We start from the raw sequence: 17,704 nt of genomic DNA on the forward strand, positions 1-17,704 counted from the left end.
GAAATGAGGTTTAAGATGCATGTTTTTTGAGGCAAGAAAGATCATATCCCTCTGCCGTTAATAATGCTTTTTTTATGTCTAAACCCCAGTGATAACCTCCTATTCCGCCTTGATGAGCTATCACTCGATGACAAGGAATTAAAATCGAAATAGGATTTTTGGAGATGGCGTTCCCTACTGCCCTAAATGCCTTGGGCTTACCAATTTTAATGGCAATATCTTTATAACTAGCAAACGATTGAGGTGGAATTGTCATCAAAGCTTGCCAAACACTTTGTTCAAATACAGTTCCTTTTAATCGCATTGGAAAATGTCTAATTTCTTGAGAACCGATATGGTGTAAATAAGCAAACACCTCTTTGTGTAAGATCGTCTGTCGCTCAATAAATTCATCATTCGGATACATGCATTTCAAATCAGCCCAAGCCAACGAGTCACTGCACTCCCCCTCAAATAGGCCCAAAAACACAATCTCATCATCTTGAGTCGCTAACAACACACAAGCAAAATCAAAGCATTCAGTAGAATAAACGATCATTTAAATCAAAAAACTCAATAAAACTTTATTTTATCTCTATTAGTACGCCCAACGTTACCTTGATTTGAGATCAGGATCCATGTTGTCCCGATAGTTCTTCGTTACCTGCCTGTTTATTACCCTTTAACAACTCACTTAAAGATTTGGCATCGCCGTTTCTTAAATATCTACACCACGCCCATCAAAATAATTAACAAAATCCAACAATTAATAAAATCCCCTTGTCTTAAAATTGGTTTTTATGTATAATCGTAATCAGAGGCTGCGTTTGTAGATTCAACCTCCCTCGGATTTGTGATCCGAGACCGATGTTGAATACTATTAAATGTAGCCTTTTTCTTATTCTCGTGAATAATAGTGCTTTCCTCACTACAATTTTCACATCTGTCAACTTAGGATTTGGCAGTCTCGACGTATCCTAAACATCTCGTAATACTATAATTTTCGCGTCCATCAACCTCTCCACAGATACGCATTGTAATTTCTTCTTTTTTTCCAATATTGTTCAAATTAAACGATCCGTCATTTGCTTATAAAAACCATGATTTGACCGATCGAATTTAAAGCTGAGAGTGGTTGGATCTTCATTGAGATGTCGAGAAACGCAGTTTCCTATCTTTTAACACCAAAGTAACATCTTCTTGACTTAATCTTGCCGCCCTATCTGTGCCCATTTGATGAACTTGGTTGATTTGTTTAATCCATTCTAATAATCGTGCTTGGGTAGGTGCTTTATAGCCATTTTTTTGTAAATAAAATCGTAATAAATTCATTTGACGTTCAGGACTTAATTGACGCAAAGAAGCGATATTCAATGGTTTAGATAATATTAAACTCGTATCCCCTCTCAAACCCGCACCATCAGGCAACTCACCAACCTCATCACTACAACACTTCGTTGTATCATCGCATAAACCCGCCACATATCGATAATCACTTTCTGCCAGTTCTTCTAGCAAATGTTGTTCTTGTTTCATAATATCGGATAGGCGAAGCAAGTTTTCTTGCCACATCGGCCAGTTTTGATTCAAAACAGGAATAATATGTTCACGCAAAACACCTCTTGCGTAATGTGTATCATGATTACTAGGATCTTGAATATAAGCCCAGTTCAAGGCTTTTGACCATTTATCGGCACGTTCTACAATTTCTTTTTTATTAACCATCAAAAACGGTCTATGAAGCTGGTAATGCTCATAAGAAGTCGTTTCTGACATTGCCTGCAAGCCCGCCACTCCTGTACCTCTTAACATACGAAACAGCAATGTTTCCGCTTGATCTTGTAAGTGATGAGCCGTCATAAAATGATGAATATCATATTCGTTTGCAATATCAGAAAAGGCTTGATACCTTGCTTTTCGGGCCGCTGCTTCAATTCCTTTGCCTACATTATCGACCGTGACATATTTCACCACTAAAGGCAAATTCAACTGTTGACAAAGCAAACGACATCGTTGTGCCCATTCATCGGCCTGTTCCAATAAACCATGATGAACATGCACAACTAATAATTCAATCTTATTAGCAAAATGCGTTCGGATAATTTTTTCTAGTTCAACCAGTAGTACAAAAGAATCCGCTCCGCCACTAAAGGCAATAGCCCATTTGGAAGAGGCTCCAAGATGGGCTATTAGCTGTTTTTCACCTGAAAATGTTGGCATTATTTTTCTTGGTATTGACCGTAAGACAACAAGCGATTGAGACGTTTTTCAAGCAATTGTTTCTTGGGTTGGTTTTTCAATTTACGATAATGCTCAACCAAACTCTTCTTGAGTAAAGCAGCCGCTTCTTGAGGGTTACGATGGGCCCCACCTACTGGTTCTGGCACCACTTCATCAATTAAACCCAGTTCGTGCAAACGAGGAGCCGTGATCGCTAAAGCTTCAGCCGCAACTGAGGCTTTATCAGCACTACGCCACAAAATAGAAGCACAACCTTCTGGTGAAATCACACCATAAGTTGAGTATTGAAGCATCTGAACGACATCACCTACAGCAATAGCCAAAGCACCACCAGAACCACCTTCACCGATGATCGTCGCAATAATTGGCACTTTAAGTTCCGCCATTACATACAGATTATGACCAATCGCTTCTGATTGACCTCTTTCTTCAGCACCAATACCTGGATAAGCTCCTGGTGTATCCACAAACGTGAAAATAGGCAATTTAAATTTTTCTGCCAACTTCATCAAACGCTTGGCTTTACGATAACCTTCAGGTTTTGGCATACCAAAATTACGTCTTGCACGTTCTTTAGTGTCACGTCCTTTTTGGTGTCCAATCACCATACACGCATCACCGTTAAAACGAGCTAATCCGCCGATAATAGACTGATCATCTTCGTACATACGATCGCCATGCAATTCATGGAAATCGGTAAAGATCTCGTTAATATAATCCATGGTGTAAGGACGTTGTGGATGACGTGCCACTAAAGCGGTTTGCCAAGGTGTTAGCTTACTATAAATACTTTTGGTTAAAGCCTCACTTTTTTCTTGGAGCTTCTCCACCTCTTCAGATATATCCACTGCAGAATCAGACGACATATGTCTTAACTGCTCTACCTTATGTTCTAATTCAGCAATCGGTTGCTCAAAATCTAAAAATGTTCTTTTCATAACTTATTCCGTTTGGTCTAGCTCAAGGCTTTTCCATAAATACCAAGTGGCGACAGTACACCATGGTTGCCATGCTTGTGCTAAATTTTTCATGACAGCTGGCGTAACTGTTTCACCTCCAAAATAATGCTTTTCAATCGCCTTTTTCAATCCTAAATCAACAATAGGTAGAACATTAGGACGCTGTAAAAACATCATCAAAAATATCTGTGCGGTCCAAGGTCCAATCCCCTTTATCGCACAAAGCTGTTTCACGATCTCATCATCACTCATTTTAGACCAATGAGAAGGTGTCACCCATTCATTTTGAAAATAAATTGCCAAATCTTTTAGATAAACCACTTTTCGTGTACCTATTCCGATACCCTTTAACGCCTGTTCAGACAGTTTCAGCACTACGCTAGGTTCAACTTGTCGCTGGCACAATTCTCTTTCAAAATTCGACCAAATCTTATTTGCCGTTTTCGTAGAGATTTGTTGGGCCACAATAGAACGAGCCAATGTTGAAAATGCGTCCATTTGTTTCTGGGGCAATTTCTTTTCATTCAAACTGATAATTTTACCTAAAATTTTATCAGCTTGCTTTAAATCCACCACCGCTTTCGTCCAATAATCTTCAAACGCCAATGACGATTTATCTACAGATGACTTCATTTTTCAAAAAGATATACCTATATTCGTCGCCATTGAGTGATACCACCTGCCTTATCTTCCAGTTCAATACCCGCTTCTTTCAAAGATTGACGAATCGCATCTGCACGAGCAAAGTCTTTTGCTTTTTTCGCATCCGCACGTTCCTGAATCAATGATTCAATCGCTTCATCCGTTAAGGCTGTATTCACTTGTGTTTGGTGTTTAGAGTAGCGTGTAGCAGACTTCACATATACTTGTGGATTTTCTTGTAACAATCCCAATATACCTGCCAATGCTTTTAGTTCCTGTGCTTTTTCTAAGGATTGAAGACGATTGGCGTCATTTGCTAACTCAAATAAAACCGACACCGCTTCAGCCGTATTAAAGTCATCATTCATAGCTTGAGCAAAGCGTTTGGCATACTCAGAATCCCACTGTACACTAACTTCTGAAGACACTCCCAAGTTTAATAAACACTGGTATAAACGATCTAATGCCGTTTGGGCTTCGATCAAATTATCAGGCGTAAAGTTCTGTGGACTTCTATAATGATTGCGGATAATGAAAAAACGTAGCATTTCAGCTTCTCTTGGATTCACTGAATAGCTTGGCGAATCCGCCTCAGGCGAAACCCCAATTACTTCGCGGATTGTTCTAAAGTTACCCAATGATTTAGACATCTTTTCATCGTCCACCATCAATGGACCACAATGCATCCAAATATTAGCCAGCGGCTTATCAAACGCCCCTTCACTTTGGGCAATTTCATTTTCATGGTGTGGGAATTTCAAGTCTGGACCACCGCCGTGAATATCTAAAGGCAAGCCCAATTCCATACTCATGGCCGAACATTCGATATGCCAACCTGGTCGCCCTAAGCCATAAGGAGAAGCCCATTTAGAATCTTCTGGCTCCGAATCTTTAGCCGATTTCCACAACACAAAATCTAGCGGATCGTTTTTAGCATCAGAAACCGCCACGCGTTCTCCTGCACGCAAATCGTCTAAGGAACGTCCTGACAACTTACCATACTGAGGAAAATTTCTTACCGCATAATTCACATCACCGTCTTTTGCTTGATAGGCCAGCTGTTTTTCTTCAAGTTTTTTAATGATGCTTAACATCCCAGAAATATGTTCCGTTGCACGCGGTTCATGAGTCGGTGCAATCACGCCCAAAGCTTTTTCATCAGCGTGCATCGCATCCGTATAGAATCGAGTAATATCCGCCAATGGTTTATTCAGTGCCACTGCTTTGCGAATAATTTTATCGTCAATATCTGTAATGTTTCGCGTGTAGTCAACGGTGTAACCTATCTGTCTTAACCATCTCGCCACCACATCAAAACCTACCAACATTCGAGCATGTCCCAAATGACAAAAATCATATACGGTCATCCCACACACATACATACGCACATGATTTTTTTGTAATGGCTCAAAGACTTCTTTTTTACGACTAAGCGAATTATAAATTTGCATGATTAGGTTAAAATAATATAATCGAACAAGTCTATAATTTTATCACTCAAATAGGTCATCAACGTGAATATACATTTGAATCGTATTCGTCAAACAGGCTTGCTGTGTCTTTTGTTATGTCTTACTCACGCACCTGCCCATGCTGGCGAGGGATGGCGTTGGCTAAATAAAGAACTCGGAAAAATCACGCCCTCAGTGGACACCTCTATCCCCGAAAGTAAAACCACCTTTTACAAAAGAATGGATAGTTTGATCAAATCTAAAAATGCCAAAGCCGCTCTTAAAGAATTAAACAAGGCCACATCTGATCCCATGATCGAGACCTTGAAAGCACGTGCTTATGAGACGTTAGGCGACACTGCAACCGCCCTAAAAATCTACACTAAACTGAGCGAATCCTATCCAGAGTTAGCAGAGATCTGGAATAATATCGGCGTTATTAAAGCCAAAGAAGGGAATATTGACGAAGCCATTGCATTGTTTAAAAAATCAATCGTCACCAATCCCGATTTATCAGCCCCCTTGAAAAACCTCAAAAAGCTCCAATCTAAGGAATAGCAATTATTTTTATAAAGGATAGTTATGAGTAAAGTACTGTTAGAAACTAATTATGGCAACATCACGGTCGAACTAGACGATGAAAAAGCACCGATCACGGTCGCTAATTTCCTAGACTATGTAAAAGATGGCTTTTACAACAATGTCATTTTTCATCGTGTGATCAAAGGGTTTATGATCCAAGGTGGCGGTTTTGAACCTGGCATGAAACAAAAACCAACCAAAGCTGAAATTAAAAACGAAGCAGACAATGGTCTTCGTAATGACAAATACACCATTGCGATGGCTCGTACATCAGAACCTCATTCTGCAACCGCTCAGTTCTTCATCAATACTGCAGATAACGATTTCTTAAACTTTACGGCTCCGAATGGCAATGGTTATGGCTATGCCGTATTTGGTAAAGTTGTTGAGGGTCAAGAAACTGTTGACAAAATCGAAAAAGTTCGCACAGGTTCTCATGGTTTTCACCGCGATGTTCCTGTTGAAGAAGTCGTGATTAAATCAGCTAAGATCATTGACTAACGTGAAAACATTTCACTTAACAGGCTCTATTTGGATCGCTTCGGATATTCATTTAGGGCCTAATATTCCCCAAACTTGTCAGGCTTTTTTTGAGTTTTTAGAAAAAGCCTATCAACAAGCCGATCACATTATTTTATTAGGCGACATCTTTGATTATTGGGTCGGAGATGATTGTCCCAGCTACGATTTAGAGAAATTTCATCAGGCTCGTCAGGCCAGTGGACACCCCGCTAAACTTTATCTTTGTAGAGGTAATCGGGATTTTCTCATTGGGCAAAGACTAGCGAATGAGCTTGATGCTACTTTATTAGACGACACCTGCTTCATCGAAAACGAAGGTCATACCTACCTAATTTTGCATGGCGATCAACTCTGCACGCACGACCAAGCGTTTATGCGATTTAGAGCATTTACCCATCGACCTTGGATCCAACAAATTTTCCTTGCTCTTCCTAAATCATTACGAAAATGGATAGGTGAATTTGCTCGCAAAAAAAGTCGTCAAAAGCCCTATATCCCTCAAACTGCCGATGTTCACGAAGAAACTGTAAAAGACTTATTTAATACTTATCCCCACGTCACGGCCATGATACATGGACATACGCATCATCCTAAACAAGTCTTGTATTTATTAAATGATCGTCCATATCAACGCTGGGTGTTGCATGATTGGGAAAAAGACAAAGGCTTTAATCGAGCAGGCTTTATAAAAATAGAAAAAGGTAAGGTTCAAGCCCTTACCTATTAATAGTCAGTCGTTACAGTATCCAATACGCCCAAACGGCCACAAACAAGCCTAAGGCAATACGATACCATGCAAAAGGACGATAAGAATGCTGTGACAAAAATCTCATTAACACTCGAATGACAAACAAAGCACTCACAAAAGCCAATACAAAGCCAATGATCACGGCATAGAGGTGATCAGCCACTTCTAACTGGGCACCCTGTTTAATCAGTGATAATGTGCTTGCACCAATCATCGTGGGAATGGCAAGAAAAAAAGAAAATTCCGTCGCCACTTTTCGAGGAATACCCGCCATCATCCCCGCCACAATCGTCGAACCTGAACGCGAGGTGCCTGGAATCATGGCCAGACATTGGGCAAATCCTACCACGAGTGCTTGTTTCCAAGTGATTTTATCTAAATCTTTACCTGCTACCTCGTTATCCTTTTGGGCAGCTTTTGACATCACAGGATGGCGTTCCACCCATAACATCACTAACCCACCTAAAAACAAAGTAGAGGCATAAACAAAGAAGTTTCCTTCTAATAACTGGCTAATGTAACGATTCAACAATAATCCGATACATGCCGCAGGTAAAAAAGCCAAAATTAAATTCAAGGCTAATTTACGATCGGATGGTCGTCCTGTAAAAAAGCCCACGATTAATTCAGTAATTCGCTGGCGATATAAAACAATCACAGCTAAAATCGCCCCTAACTGAATCACAATCGCATAAAGTTGAAATGAATCCAAATCAAAGGACAGCCATTTTCCCACGATAAGCAAATGAGCCGTACTTGAAATCGGCAAAAACTCAGTAACCCCTTCAACTATACCTAAAATAGCCGATTTAATGAAATACCAAACATCCATCATGCTTCTGTATTCAACACTTGGACCATTTTGGCAAAGACTCTAGGATTACCCGCGATAATTTCTTGTTTTTCCTGCCAAGACTGTTCGCCTTTGTAATCACCGACCAAACCGCCTGCTTCTTGGATTAACAACACGCCAGCGGCAAGATCCCAAGGACGCAAATTATAGTTACATAAAGCGTCAATACGTCCTGCTGCGATATAAGCCAGTTCTAAGATACTCGAACCAAACTGACGATAAGCGGCCATAGACTTCATCAAGGTTAAAAACTCTGTTCTAACCGTCTGATCGGCCTTTGAAAAAATAGGCAAACGACCAACTAAAATACCCTCTTGTAATGAACGGCATGATGACACTCTGACACGACGATCATTTAAAAACGTGCCACTACCACGGCTAGCCGTAAACATTTCATTTCTAATGGGATCAAAAACAACCGCATGTTGGGCAACGCCATTTTTTAGCACCGCAATGGATACGACATAATCAGGGATATTGTGAACAAAGTTTCTTGTTCCATCTAAAGGATCAACAATCCACTGGTATTCTGCATGCTCATCGCCGATTAAACCTGTTTCTTCTGAAAGAATCGCATGATCAGGATAAGCCTCTTGCAACACCTCAATAATCGCTTGTTCTGCTGCAAAATCGACAGAAGTAACGTAGTCATTAGAACTTTTACGGGTTACTTCTACCTTGTTCATTTCCATATCTAGACTACCGCGAATAATCACGTTAGCCGCACGTCGAGCTGCCTTTACGGCAATAGAAAGCATTGGCTGCATTTTGTATCTTAATATTGAGTAAAATGTCTATTATAACAATACAAGAGGTTTTTCTCATGAATTTTTTACATAACGGCTGTCGTTTTGTGATGGTAAGACCAAGCCATCCTGGAAATGTCGGGGCAGCCGCCAGAGCAATGAAAACCATGGGTTTTTCTCAACTCGTATTAGTCCATCCCAAAGATCCAAACGTACGACAACATCCTGATGCCATTGCCTTAGCCAGTGGAGCCAGCGATGTACTTGATCAAGCACGCATCGTTCATACTCTTGAAGAGGCATTAAATGGCACCACGCTATCTTTTGCACTCACCTCACGACACCGCGATATGGGCCCTCCTGTTATCAATGCACGTGAATGTGCAGAATTAAGCAGTCAACACCTACATCAAAACGAAGCGATTGCCATGGTTTTTGGCACAGAACGCACAGGTTTAGAGAATAAGGAAATTGCCTTATGTTCCTATATTTGCCATATTCCTGCCAATCCCGAATACAGTTCATTAAATGTTTCGCAGGCCTTGCAAGTACTAGCATGGGAAGTGCATTATGCTCTTTTAAATCATTCTGAGACTCCCATCACCTCATCTCGCCAAGAAACACCTGCCACACATGAACAAATACAAGCTTTTTTAAAACATTGGGAACAAGCATTAATCGAGATTGATTTTTTAAACCCCAAACACCCCAAAAAACTCATCCCTCGCATGCAATATTTGTTTTCAAAATCGCAGCTCACCACTGAAGAAGTCGCGATGTTAAGAGGTGTCTGCACTCAAATTTTAAAAACCAAAAAACACCTCAATAATCAATAATGTTATACTTTTTGTTTTATAAAAAAGGTTCTTACAAGTGGATAAAGATTTAGAAAATCACACCCCTGCCATGCGTCAATATCTTGCCTTGAAAGCAGAAGTTCCTCATATGCTTTTGTTTTACAGAATGGGCGATTTTTATGAAATGTTTTTTGATGACGCACTCAAGGCATCTCGAATACTAAATCTCACCTTAACCAAAAGAGGCACGACTGCTGGACAACCTATCCCCATGGCTGGCATACCTGCTCATACCGCCGAACAATATATCGCTCGCTTAGTGAATATCGGTGAAAGTGTGGCGATCGCTGAACAAGTAGGTGATGTGAATAACAAAGGCCCCGTCGAGCGTAAAATCGTTCGCATTATCACCCCCGGCACATTGACCGACAGCAACCTTTTACCTGCCAAAGCTGACAAATTAGTATTAAGTCTATTCATCAAAAAAAAACGTGTGGGCTTGGCTTGGTTAAACCTATCTAATGGGCGTTTCCTATGTTCGGAATGTTCGTTACAAGAACTTGACTCCGAGCTCAATCGAATTAACCCCGCTGAGATTATCTATCCTGACAACCAAACCCATCCTATTCATTATGCTTGTGCGTTTTCACATATTCCCGAATGGCATTTTGATGAGAAAGATACCACTACTCGACTATGTCAACACTTTCATATTGACTCGTTACAAAGCTTTGGTATTGAGGATGAAAGTTTAGCGGCTCGAGCAGCAGGTGCCTTATTACGATATGCCCAAAACACTCAGTCAGATGAACTTCGCTATATCGAAAAACTTACCTCTGATCAAAGCAGTCACTACCTAATTCTCGACCCCATTACTCGAAAAAACCTAGAGATTACCCAAACCTTATCTGGTGAAGAAAACCCTACCTTATTTTCTTTATTGGATCATTGTGCCACCTCCATGGGAAGTCGTTTGCTGAAATATTGGCTACATCACCCACTTCGCCAAACCAGCATTATTCAGGAAAGACAAAAAAGAATTCAACAGTACTTTGAGTCTTTTGCTCACTCACATCAAGGTGAACGAGACATCAGTCCAAACAGGCTTCAACAGCTTTTGTCAGAGATTCCAGATATTGAACGTATTGCCACACGAATCGCACTCAAAACCGTCAGACCTAAAGAATTAGCCAGTCTTAGAGATGCCATAAAAGTCATCCCTTTGATCAAAGAGATAATTCAGCATTACCAAGATCCCATCTGTGATGCCTTAACGCTGCCTCTTGAATATCAAGAAAAATTAAATGCCGTGCTAAAAGAAGAACCTAGCACACTTATTCGCGATGGTAATGTCATTGCAGACGGCTATGATGCAGAACTAGATGAATTGCGACAGCTTAACGAAAACAGTGGACAGGTACTCATCGACATTGAAAAACGAGAAAAAGAACGCACAGGTTTAACGACTTTAAAAGTTGAATACAATCGTGTACACGGTTTTTATATCGAGGTCAGTAAACTTCAAGCGGCCCATATTCCCGATGATTACAGACGACGTCAAACACTAAAAAACTCTGAACGTTTTATCACTCCCGAGTTAAAAGAGTGGGAAGATAAGATTCTATCGTCAAAAGAACGATCCTTAGCTAAAGAAAAACAAATTTACGATGAGTTATTAACTTATTTATCAACAATCGTTCCAACACTGATGAGCATATCAGAGAGTTTGGCAACCATCGATGTACACATATCACTGGCTCATCATGCTTATTTCAACCATTGGATAGCCCCGCATTTAAGCGATGAACACATTATTCATATCGAGAATGGTCGCCATCCCGTCGTAGAAAAAACGATAGAACATTTCACCCCCAATAACTGCTTACTGAGTCCCAAGCAAAGAATGTTGATGATTACTGGTCCCAATATGGGCGGTAAATCAACTTATATGAGACAAAATGCGTTAATTGTTTTATTAGCTCGCATCGGCAGTTTTGTCCCTGCTTCTAATGCCACTATCGGTGATATTGATCGAATATTTACGCGTATTGGTGCGGCAGACGACTTGGCCAGCGGACGCTCTACTTTTATGATGGAGATGACCGAAGCTGCCAATATCCTGTCTTCCAGCACCCATCAGAGTTTAGTGCTGATGGATGAGATCGGACGAGGTACCTCTACTTACGATGGCCTGTCCTTGGCTTGGGCCATTTCATGTCATCTGATTGATAAAAACCAATCATTGACTCTTTTTGCCACCCATTATTTTGAGATGACAAAACTTTCCGAGAAATACCCTGAGTGTCATAACGTCCATTTGACCGCCACAGAAAGCGATCGTGGCATTGTATTTTTACACGAAGTCAAAGATGGTGCGGCTAACCAGAGTTATGGTATTCACGTTGCACAAAGGGCTGGAGTACCAGAAAGCGTGATACGCCTTGCCAAAAAAGAGTTACAAAAATTAGAAGCCCAAGTACCTGCTCATATTCAGTTAGATCTATTTGAGAATCTAACGACGGAAACAGAGATCGACCCTCTACAGGCAGAAAAAGCCAAGCGATACGAAAAACTGGAGCAGCTGTTAAATGAACATCATCCAGACGATCTCACCCCTAAACAAGCACTAGATTTAGTCTATACCTTACAATCAACATTGAGAGAACCATCATGAATATCAACGAACCCATCACTCTTCTAGGAAACATCAGTCCTGCCGAGTTTATGCGTGATTACTGGCAAAAGAAACCTTTGCTCATCCGCCAAGCTTTTCCTAACTTCAAACCACCCATCAGTATTAAAGATCTTCATCAACTGGGCAAAAAAGATGAGGTGGAATCACGTCTCGTATGGCGTGAAAAAGGCCAATGGAACATGGAGCAAGGCCCTTTTGAATCCTACCCTCCTGCTAAAGAACCTGATTGGACATTACTGGTTCAAAGCGTTGATATTCATCATGAAAAAATTTCAGATCTCATCCAGCATTTTCGTTTTATTCCCGATGCACGATTTGATGATGTGATGATTAGCTGTGCAACTCAAGGTGGTGGGGTTGGTCCTCATTTTGATACCTATGATGTATTTTTGCTTCAAGGACAAGGTAAACGTCGTTGGCGTATCAGCACCCAAACAGATAAAGAGCTGATTCCTGGCTTACCCTGCCGTATCTTAAAGAATTTCCAAGTCGAACAAGAATGGGTTTTGGAACCGGGCGATATGCTTTATTTGCCACCCCATTGTGCTCACGACGGCATTGCCGAAACGAATGATTGTATGACGATTTCTTTTGGTTTCCGCACCATTACCAGTGCCAACTTAGCTCGAGGTATGTTAGAAGCGGCTGCCGATCAAATTTCAAGTTATGCGGGAATGGGCTATGGCACGTACTCTGAACCGCCTTTACCTAAGCGTATCGCTAACTTCCGTGGCGACTATCATGATAAACGCCAAAAAGCGACTCAAACACCTGCCCAACTTCCCGAGCTTATGATCAATAAAGCCGTAGAACTGGCCCAAAAAATTACCTTTGATCATCATCTTGCTGCTCGATTTATTGGGATTCAAATGAGTGAACCAAACCAATTAGCACTCTTTATGCCTTCGATTAATTTAAATTTTGATTTAGAAGCCATTTTAGAAACGGGGTTTGTATTGAAACTCAATAAAGCCAGTAAGATGCTATATTACGGCGATGAAATTTACTTTAACGGCGAATGCTTTATCTCTAAATCGCCAGCCATTCGTAAATTAGCCGATGAACGCTCTATTCCCATTATTGAGTTTAAAGATGCCGATAAACACACCTTATCGTTGTTAACAGATTGGTTAGACGCAGGTTGGATGGATATGGCCTAATTATCATTTACTTTGCATGCCTGACTCGATAAAAGCCATTCAAACACGGATAGGTATGAAGCGTATTAAGGCAAGAGAAGTGTTGCAGGAATGATAAGAATTTAAGTTTTATACTTTAACGTATTGGACATTTAAAAAAACTATTGTATAATTATCGTTTCTTTGGTGACTGTAGCTCAGTTGGTAGAGTCCCGGATTGTGATTCCGGTTGTCGTGGGTTCGAGCCCCATCAGTCACCCCAAAATTCCTAACCCTGTATATTCGTTGTACAGGTTTTTTTATTTCCGACAACTCATCAATATCTTTCGTGGCAACACAACATCTCTTAGCCCACCTCATCATAAAAGAATATGACGATACAGAAGACTTAACGCTACTGGTAGTAGGCACCTCTTAACTGAGCTAATCCACAAGCTCATTCCAGTTTTACAAACGCCTCCCCAAGCCACACAGCATTATGTACCGCGGTTATCACGTTTCAAAAAAGGGTAGAACATCTTTTAGATCTTTCTCTATCGCTTTCCAATTAATCTTTGTGATATCTATATCGATATAGTACGTGGAATTTGTCGCACTCGGTAAATAAGGCATTTTATCCCGTTTCACACCAAATAATTCATTCAACTTTTTACGTAGCTCTGTTCGCGAATCAGCCAACAAAGACTTCGCATTATTCAATTTAAAACGCCAAGTGCTTTTATCGTAAAAACCCATAATCTCGCCATAAACCGCTTCGATTAACTCCAAGCTATTACCTTTTTCATGATAAGAATATGCTTTACCGTAGTGTTTGAACAAACATACTGATAGTAAAAACGCATAACTTCTCGGTGACAATTCGGTAATGGACTCTCCAAATTTCACTTTTCGATCATCAACGGGAGAAATAAACGTGATGGAATAAGGAGGCAATAACTCCTGCATTTTTTGAACTGTTTCACTATAAGAATATTTTTGTTGCAATAAGCTTTCAGGAAAACCTTGACTAAGTCTTACCCATGGAATTTCAGCCAACATAACCTTGGCCTGTGAGGCATCAATCTCACGTCCTTGCAAATCGTTAATCATGTAAGGTTGAGGTTTAGGGTAATAAAAATTAGGTAGATTTTCAAAATCACTCGACACCAAGACATGTGACAATGAATCCTGCTCACGACCATATAAGGACAATGCATATCCCATAAAAAATCCCATCGTCTTTCTACCACCCGCGATGGAAACATGAACCTGTGTCTGTTTATCACGACAAAAATCTCCCACTAAACCAATAATGACATCAGCGGCCAATTGGTTTTCTTGAGGGGTCCTAATATCAGAAAGTTCCTCGTCGTTTTCATTGGTAATCACATGAATGCACGACTCATCAAACTTAATCGGTGGCAAATTATAATCTTCACAAAATTCAGCCAACGCTCCTTTACTCTTTTGTCTGCCCCCTTCTATCCCCAATAACGCAGACATCACTTTGTTCTTACCATTTAAAGTCGTGATAACATGGATTTCTGTCGGAATCATTTTCTTTTCATGTACCAACGCGTATAACGTCTCTGTCACCACAGCTGGCGACATTCCTGTAACGGACAATAATATTTTCTTTGAATATGTTTGAGCAACCATTAATTTCCCTATCCTAATTTCTAAAACAACTACCTTATCGTTCACCGCTATTTCACAGCGTTTATCAAGATTCGCTTCTTGTCATCATCTTTTTTTTAACGAGCAAAGATTGTTCATCTCAAAACACCTCTGCTCGTTTATCGCTATTTCACAGCGTTTATCAAGATCTGCTTCTTGTCATCATTTTTTTTAACGAGCAAAGATTGTTCATCTCAAAACACCTCTACTCGTTTATCGCTCGATGTTATCGAGTTTTTGAGTCAATCCAATTTTTAATTTCGTTTCTCATGTTCATGATATGTTCACCATCAATAACCTTAATCCTCATATCTTTAGCTCTTTTTTTGACATTTTCATTTACTGGATAATAGCTAATCAGACAGTTTCGAGTAAAGCTACCTCCGCAGTTTCTTAATGCTTCTAATTTATATAAGAAATCCTGACTGTTTTCTGATTTTGCATCAGCGGTTTTACATTCAATCAAATGAACAAAGTTATGAGCCAAAAACACAACATCTAATTCGTTGTTTTTACCAGCATTCATATGTTTTTTTTGTGTTTCATCATAAGAAATCGAACCTATTTCTACATTTAAACGTAGGTCTTGAATTTTTTCGTTCTTTTGAGTATCTTGAAGTTCTTTAACAGCCGTGTAACAACGTTCTTCAAACCACATCCCTTTTAAATATTCACAATTTTTATGATTTTTAAAATCGATCACATGACCATCAAATCGAATCAACCCATCTTCCACTAAGGTGTTTAATAAGTCCGCAAATACGCCTTTTTTATCTTGAGATTGAAGCGATGCTTTAAAACCTTGAGCTTTGCTTGCATAATAATTTAAAGTTCTCACCGTATCTTGATACTTACGATACTCTTTAATTAACAAATCAATAAATTTATACGAACTCGCCTTTTTCTTCTCATCATCGATATATGTCAAACCATAGGATTCAAAGTACAAAGGCAGTTCTACCTTAGTTTTCAATTTATGTACAAACGGTTCTTTTGTATCAGGGTGATTTAAAAAGATCACTTCCCCATTGCTGGAATCCAAGTAAAATACTGGCTTATCAAAGCCTGTGAATACGTTGTTAGCCAAAATACTCATCAACTTTGTGCCACCTGTTGCGTTTAAAGCAATATTTTTCTCCTTATAATTACCCATTATGTCATATAGTCTTTTGCTCATTTCCGCGATAGACAGGCCATCACTAAAAGGCTCGATTTTTACATTTGCCACGATACGATGTTTTTCTAATGCTTTCTTTAAATTCTCTGCCTTACTTTTCATTTTTTCAGAAGCCAATAACACCACGTTCGTGGGCTTAAAGCTACTATCCAACAAAGGTAATAAATTAGCGGCTGCCTCTTGAGACACTAAACAAAAATGCGTATCTGGACGAGTTGAATTATTCATCATGTTCTTCCTTTTTCACAAAATACTTAATCAATCGAGCCTGACCATTATTTAAATCATCAGCCGTCAATTCTTGCCCGCGTTGATGAGGTAATATCTCAATAGATAAAAAATAAAACGTTGCCCCTCTTGCACAAACTTCTCCTGCCAAATGAATCGGCAAGGTTCCCATCACCACATCACCTGCCTGAATGTCACGAATATCCGACAAATGATCGCACCAACGATCGATACTGATACCTTTACGCTTGACCCACGCTTTGGCACCGGGATGTCGTGAAATAAACCAAGTTGTCATTCATGCTCCTTTTGAATAAACATCATCATAAAATATTCATTCAGCGGTGAGATGAATTTACAAATTTGTAACGGTGTAGCCCCCTAGCCCAAACGTTGCATTCTTCCCACAATGCAACCATTGACCCAAATAAATGAGTTCATAGATTAAAGGCGAAACGTCTGATAATTCCCAAGTCCCCATTAAGCCGCCTAACACCATGGTTTGTTTTTGACGTGAGGAATATCGCGTCCAATTCTTCCAATACAGCTGTTTCTCGTCTTTTAACTGAGCAATGGCTTCTTTTAATTCGGCGAAATCAATCTCTAGTTTTTGATCGGCATGAAACTCAGCCAACAAAATTAAACGTTTAGCCAAAGTAATCACAAAACGTTCTATCGTCACTTGTGTATTGTTCAAAGGCTGTCCATTATGCTGCAATCTCAACGGGGTATGAAGATTTAAAACCAATTTATCGCTGGGTGTCGGCATCTCAATCGTTTCTATCGACGGTAGCACAATCTTATCTTCTTCATAAATCGATATCACATTACCGTTAGGCGAAAGGTAATGCACATCGATAAGTTCAGCTTTGCCATGACCAACTTCACGTTCAAAGGCCCTTTTCCAAGCATAGGCAATTAAGGGCATTTGAAAAATAGCACGTCCGAATAAGACCATATCAAAATACAAAATATCCTTAACTTCATAATGAGCCCGTCCCCATTGAGACGGTTCAATTACGTAAGCATTCGGCACTTGACTAAACTTTTGTAAATGATGTTCTAGTGGTGCTGGTTTTTCAAAAATTTGTGGATAAGGACAGGAACGGTACAACGGACAGGCGTGGCAATCCTTTTGCTTGGTCATGCAAGAAATCATTCTCAATGCACGACCAAACGCCCCTCTTAACTTAGAACCCGCATATTCAGGTAAGCTGATGGGTTCAGTTACCTGAAATGAAAAACGAAAACGGGCAATATCCATATTTAAAGGCAGTTCAGAACTCATA

The 17,704-nt window shown here is 40.0% G+C and carries 17 protein-coding genes and 1 tRNA gene; 7 read left to right on the forward strand and 11 right to left on the reverse strand.

Annotated elements, in window-relative coordinates:
- Positions 1-10 precede the first annotated feature (10 nt).
- From IX83_RS05390 to cysS, 5 genes are all read right to left on the reverse strand, one after another.
- A complete protein-coding gene (locus IX83_RS05390) occupies positions 11-538 on the reverse strand; it encodes a methylated-DNA--[protein]-cysteine S-methyltransferase (RefSeq protein ID WP_051919354.1) in 528 nt (175 codons plus the stop codon).
- A 584-nt stretch (positions 539-1,122) separates the two neighbouring features.
- Complete coding sequence (tilS, locus tag IX83_RS05395; RefSeq protein ID WP_038500004.1) at positions 1,123-2,199, reverse strand: tRNA lysidine(34) synthetase TilS; 1,077 nt, start codon at positions 2,197-2,199, stop codon at positions 1,123-1,125.
- Positions 2,199-3,158: an acetyl-CoA carboxylase carboxyltransferase subunit alpha gene (locus IX83_RS05400; RefSeq protein ID WP_038500007.1), complete on the reverse strand. Its 960-nt coding sequence runs from the start codon at positions 3,156-3,158 to the stop codon at positions 2,199-2,201. Before IX83_RS05400 ends, tilS begins: the two co-directional genes overlap by 1 nt.
- 3 nt (positions 3,159-3,161) lie before the next feature.
- Positions 3,162-3,812, reverse strand: a complete 651-nt coding sequence (locus IX83_RS05405; protein WP_051919357.1) for a DNA-3-methyladenine glycosylase family protein — start codon at positions 3,810-3,812, stop codon at positions 3,162-3,164.
- 17 nt (positions 3,813-3,829) lie between these two features.
- On the reverse strand, positions 3,830-5,275 hold the full coding sequence (cysS, locus tag IX83_RS05410; protein ID WP_143244813.1) for a cysteine--tRNA ligase: 1,446 nt from the start codon (positions 5,273-5,275) through the stop codon (positions 3,830-3,832).
- Positions 5,276-5,335: 60 nt separating this feature from the next.
- On the opposite strand from cysS, the gene IX83_RS05415 reads away from it, so the two are divergent.
- From IX83_RS05415 to IX83_RS05425, 3 genes are read left to right on the forward strand one after another with little or no spacing between them, the layout of a single operon-like run.
- Complete coding sequence (locus IX83_RS05415; RefSeq protein ID WP_038500013.1) at positions 5,336-5,830, forward strand: tetratricopeptide repeat protein; 495 nt, start codon at positions 5,336-5,338, stop codon at positions 5,828-5,830.
- A gap of 24 nt (positions 5,831-5,854) precedes the next feature.
- Positions 5,855-6,355, forward strand: a complete 501-nt coding sequence (locus tag IX83_RS05420; RefSeq protein ID WP_038500016.1) for a peptidylprolyl isomerase — start codon at positions 5,855-5,857, stop codon at positions 6,353-6,355.
- Between the two features lies 1 nt (position 6,356).
- Positions 6,357-7,103, forward strand: coding sequence for a UDP-2,3-diacylglucosamine diphosphatase (locus IX83_RS05425; protein WP_038500018.1), 747 nt, complete (start codon positions 6,357-6,359; stop codon positions 7,101-7,103).
- Between the two features lie 10 nt (positions 7,104-7,113).
- On the opposite strand, the gene IX83_RS05430 is transcribed toward IX83_RS05425, so the two are convergent.
- Positions 7,114-7,956, reverse strand: coding sequence for an undecaprenyl-diphosphate phosphatase (locus IX83_RS05430; RefSeq protein ID WP_143244814.1), 843 nt, complete (start codon positions 7,954-7,956; stop codon positions 7,114-7,116).
- On the reverse strand, positions 7,956-8,744 hold the full coding sequence (locus tag IX83_RS05435; RefSeq protein WP_038500025.1) for an inositol monophosphatase family protein: 789 nt from the start codon (positions 8,742-8,744) through the stop codon (positions 7,956-7,958). Before IX83_RS05435 ends, IX83_RS05430 begins: the two co-directional genes overlap by 1 nt.
- A gap of 56 nt (positions 8,745-8,800) precedes the next feature.
- Between IX83_RS05435 and IX83_RS05440 the strand changes: the two genes are divergently transcribed.
- The 4 genes from IX83_RS05440 (at position 8,801) to IX83_RS05455 (ending at position 13,616) form a co-directional block, all read left to right on the forward strand.
- Positions 8,801-9,559: an RNA methyltransferase gene (locus tag IX83_RS05440; protein ID WP_236620600.1), complete on the forward strand. Its 759-nt coding sequence runs from the start codon at positions 8,801-8,803 to the stop codon at positions 9,557-9,559.
- Positions 9,560-9,629: 70 nt separating this feature from the next.
- The gene (gene mutS / locus IX83_RS05445; protein WP_051919666.1) at positions 9,630-12,194 is read left to right on the forward strand and encodes a DNA mismatch repair protein MutS; all 2,565 of its coding nucleotides are present in this window, start codon (positions 9,630-9,632) and stop codon (positions 12,192-12,194) included.
- Positions 12,191-13,375 carry a JmjC domain-containing protein gene (locus IX83_RS05450; protein ID WP_038500030.1) on the forward strand — a complete coding sequence of 395 codons (1,185 nt, stop codon included), beginning with the start codon at positions 12,191-12,193 and terminating at the stop codon, positions 13,373-13,375. The genes mutS and IX83_RS05450 overlap by 4 nt, the downstream gene beginning before the upstream one ends.
- 165 nt (positions 13,376-13,540) lie before the next feature.
- Positions 13,541-13,616 (forward strand) — tRNA-His (locus tag IX83_RS05455).
- A 230-nt stretch (positions 13,617-13,846) separates the two neighbouring features.
- Here the strand turns inward: IX83_RS05455 and csm6 are convergent.
- The 4 genes from csm6 to cas6 all read right to left on the reverse strand — a co-directional run bounded on the left by csm6 (position 13,847) and on the right by cas6 (position 17,703).
- The gene (gene csm6, locus IX83_RS05460; RefSeq protein ID WP_038500033.1) at positions 13,847-14,992 is read right to left on the reverse strand and encodes a CRISPR-associated ring nuclease Csm6; all 1,146 of its coding nucleotides are present in this window, start codon (positions 14,990-14,992) and stop codon (positions 13,847-13,849) included.
- Between the two features lie 244 nt (positions 14,993-15,236).
- Positions 15,237-16,418: a Card1-like endonuclease domain-containing protein gene (locus IX83_RS05465; protein ID WP_077315903.1), complete on the reverse strand. Its 1,182-nt coding sequence runs from the start codon at positions 16,416-16,418 to the stop codon at positions 15,237-15,239.
- Positions 16,408-16,713 (reverse strand): CRISPR-associated protein Csx16, encoded by a 306-nt coding sequence (gene csx16, locus IX83_RS05470; RefSeq protein WP_038500039.1) that lies wholly within the window; start codon positions 16,711-16,713, stop codon positions 16,408-16,410. Before csx16 ends, IX83_RS05465 begins: the two co-directional genes overlap by 11 nt.
- A 57-nt stretch (positions 16,714-16,770) precedes the next feature.
- On the reverse strand, positions 16,771-17,703 hold the full coding sequence (cas6, locus tag IX83_RS05475; RefSeq protein ID WP_038500042.1) for a CRISPR system precrRNA processing endoribonuclease RAMP protein Cas6: 933 nt from the start codon (positions 17,701-17,703) through the stop codon (positions 16,771-16,773).
- Between the last annotated feature and the right edge of the window lies 1 nt (position 17,704).

This window comes from Basilea psittacipulmonis DSM 24701, from assembly GCF_000743945.1.
Lineage (GTDB): Bacteria > Pseudomonadota > Gammaproteobacteria > Burkholderiales > Burkholderiaceae_B > Basilea > Basilea psittacipulmonis.

What these genes read in the sequence shown, in the direction of transcription:
- IX83_RS05435 (WP_038500025.1), bottom strand. Translation starts at nt 8,744, where the DNA reads ATGCAGCCAATGCTTTCTATTGCCGTAAAGGCAGCTCGACGTGCGGCT.
- IX83_RS05400 (WP_038500007.1), bottom strand. Translation starts at nt 3,158, where the DNA reads ATGAAAAGAACATTTTTAGATTTTGAGCAACCGATTGCTGAATTAGAA.
- tilS (WP_038500004.1), bottom strand. Translation starts at nt 2,199, where the DNA reads ATGCCAACATTTTCAGGTGAAAAACAGCTAATAGCCCATCTTGGAGCC.
- csx16 (WP_038500039.1), bottom strand. Translation starts at nt 16,713, where the DNA reads ATGACAACTTGGTTTATTTCACGACATCCCGGTGCCAAAGCGTGGGTC.
- IX83_RS05430 (WP_143244814.1), bottom strand. Translation starts at nt 7,956, where the DNA reads ATGGATGTTTGGTATTTCATTAAATCGGCTATTTTAGGTATAGTTGAA.
- IX83_RS05440 (WP_236620600.1), top strand. Translation starts at nt 8,801, where the DNA reads ATGAATTTTTTACATAACGGCTGTCGTTTTGTGATGGTAAGACCAAGC.
- IX83_RS05405 (WP_051919357.1), bottom strand. Translation starts at nt 3,812, where the DNA reads ATGAAGTCATCTGTAGATAAATCGTCATTGGCGTTTGAAGATTATTGG.
- cas6 (WP_038500042.1), bottom strand. Translation starts at nt 17,703, where the DNA reads ATGAGTTCTGAACTGCCTTTAAATATGGATATTGCCCGTTTTCGTTTT.
- csm6 (WP_038500033.1), bottom strand. Translation starts at nt 14,992, where the DNA reads ATGGTTGCTCAAACATATTCAAAGAAAATATTATTGTCCGTTACAGGA.
- mutS (WP_051919666.1), top strand. Translation starts at nt 9,630, where the DNA reads ATGCGTCAATATCTTGCCTTGAAAGCAGAAGTTCCTCATATGCTTTTG.
- IX83_RS05465 (WP_077315903.1), bottom strand. Translation starts at nt 16,418, where the DNA reads ATGATGAATAATTCAACTCGTCCAGATACGCATTTTTGTTTAGTGTCT.
- IX83_RS05390 (WP_051919354.1), bottom strand. Translation starts at nt 538, where the DNA reads ATGATCGTTTATTCTACTGAATGCTTTGATTTTGCTTGTGTGTTGTTA.
- IX83_RS05450 (WP_038500030.1), top strand. Translation starts at nt 12,191, where the DNA reads ATGAATATCAACGAACCCATCACTCTTCTAGGAAACATCAGTCCTGCC.
- IX83_RS05420 (WP_038500016.1), top strand. Translation starts at nt 5,855, where the DNA reads ATGAGTAAAGTACTGTTAGAAACTAATTATGGCAACATCACGGTCGAA.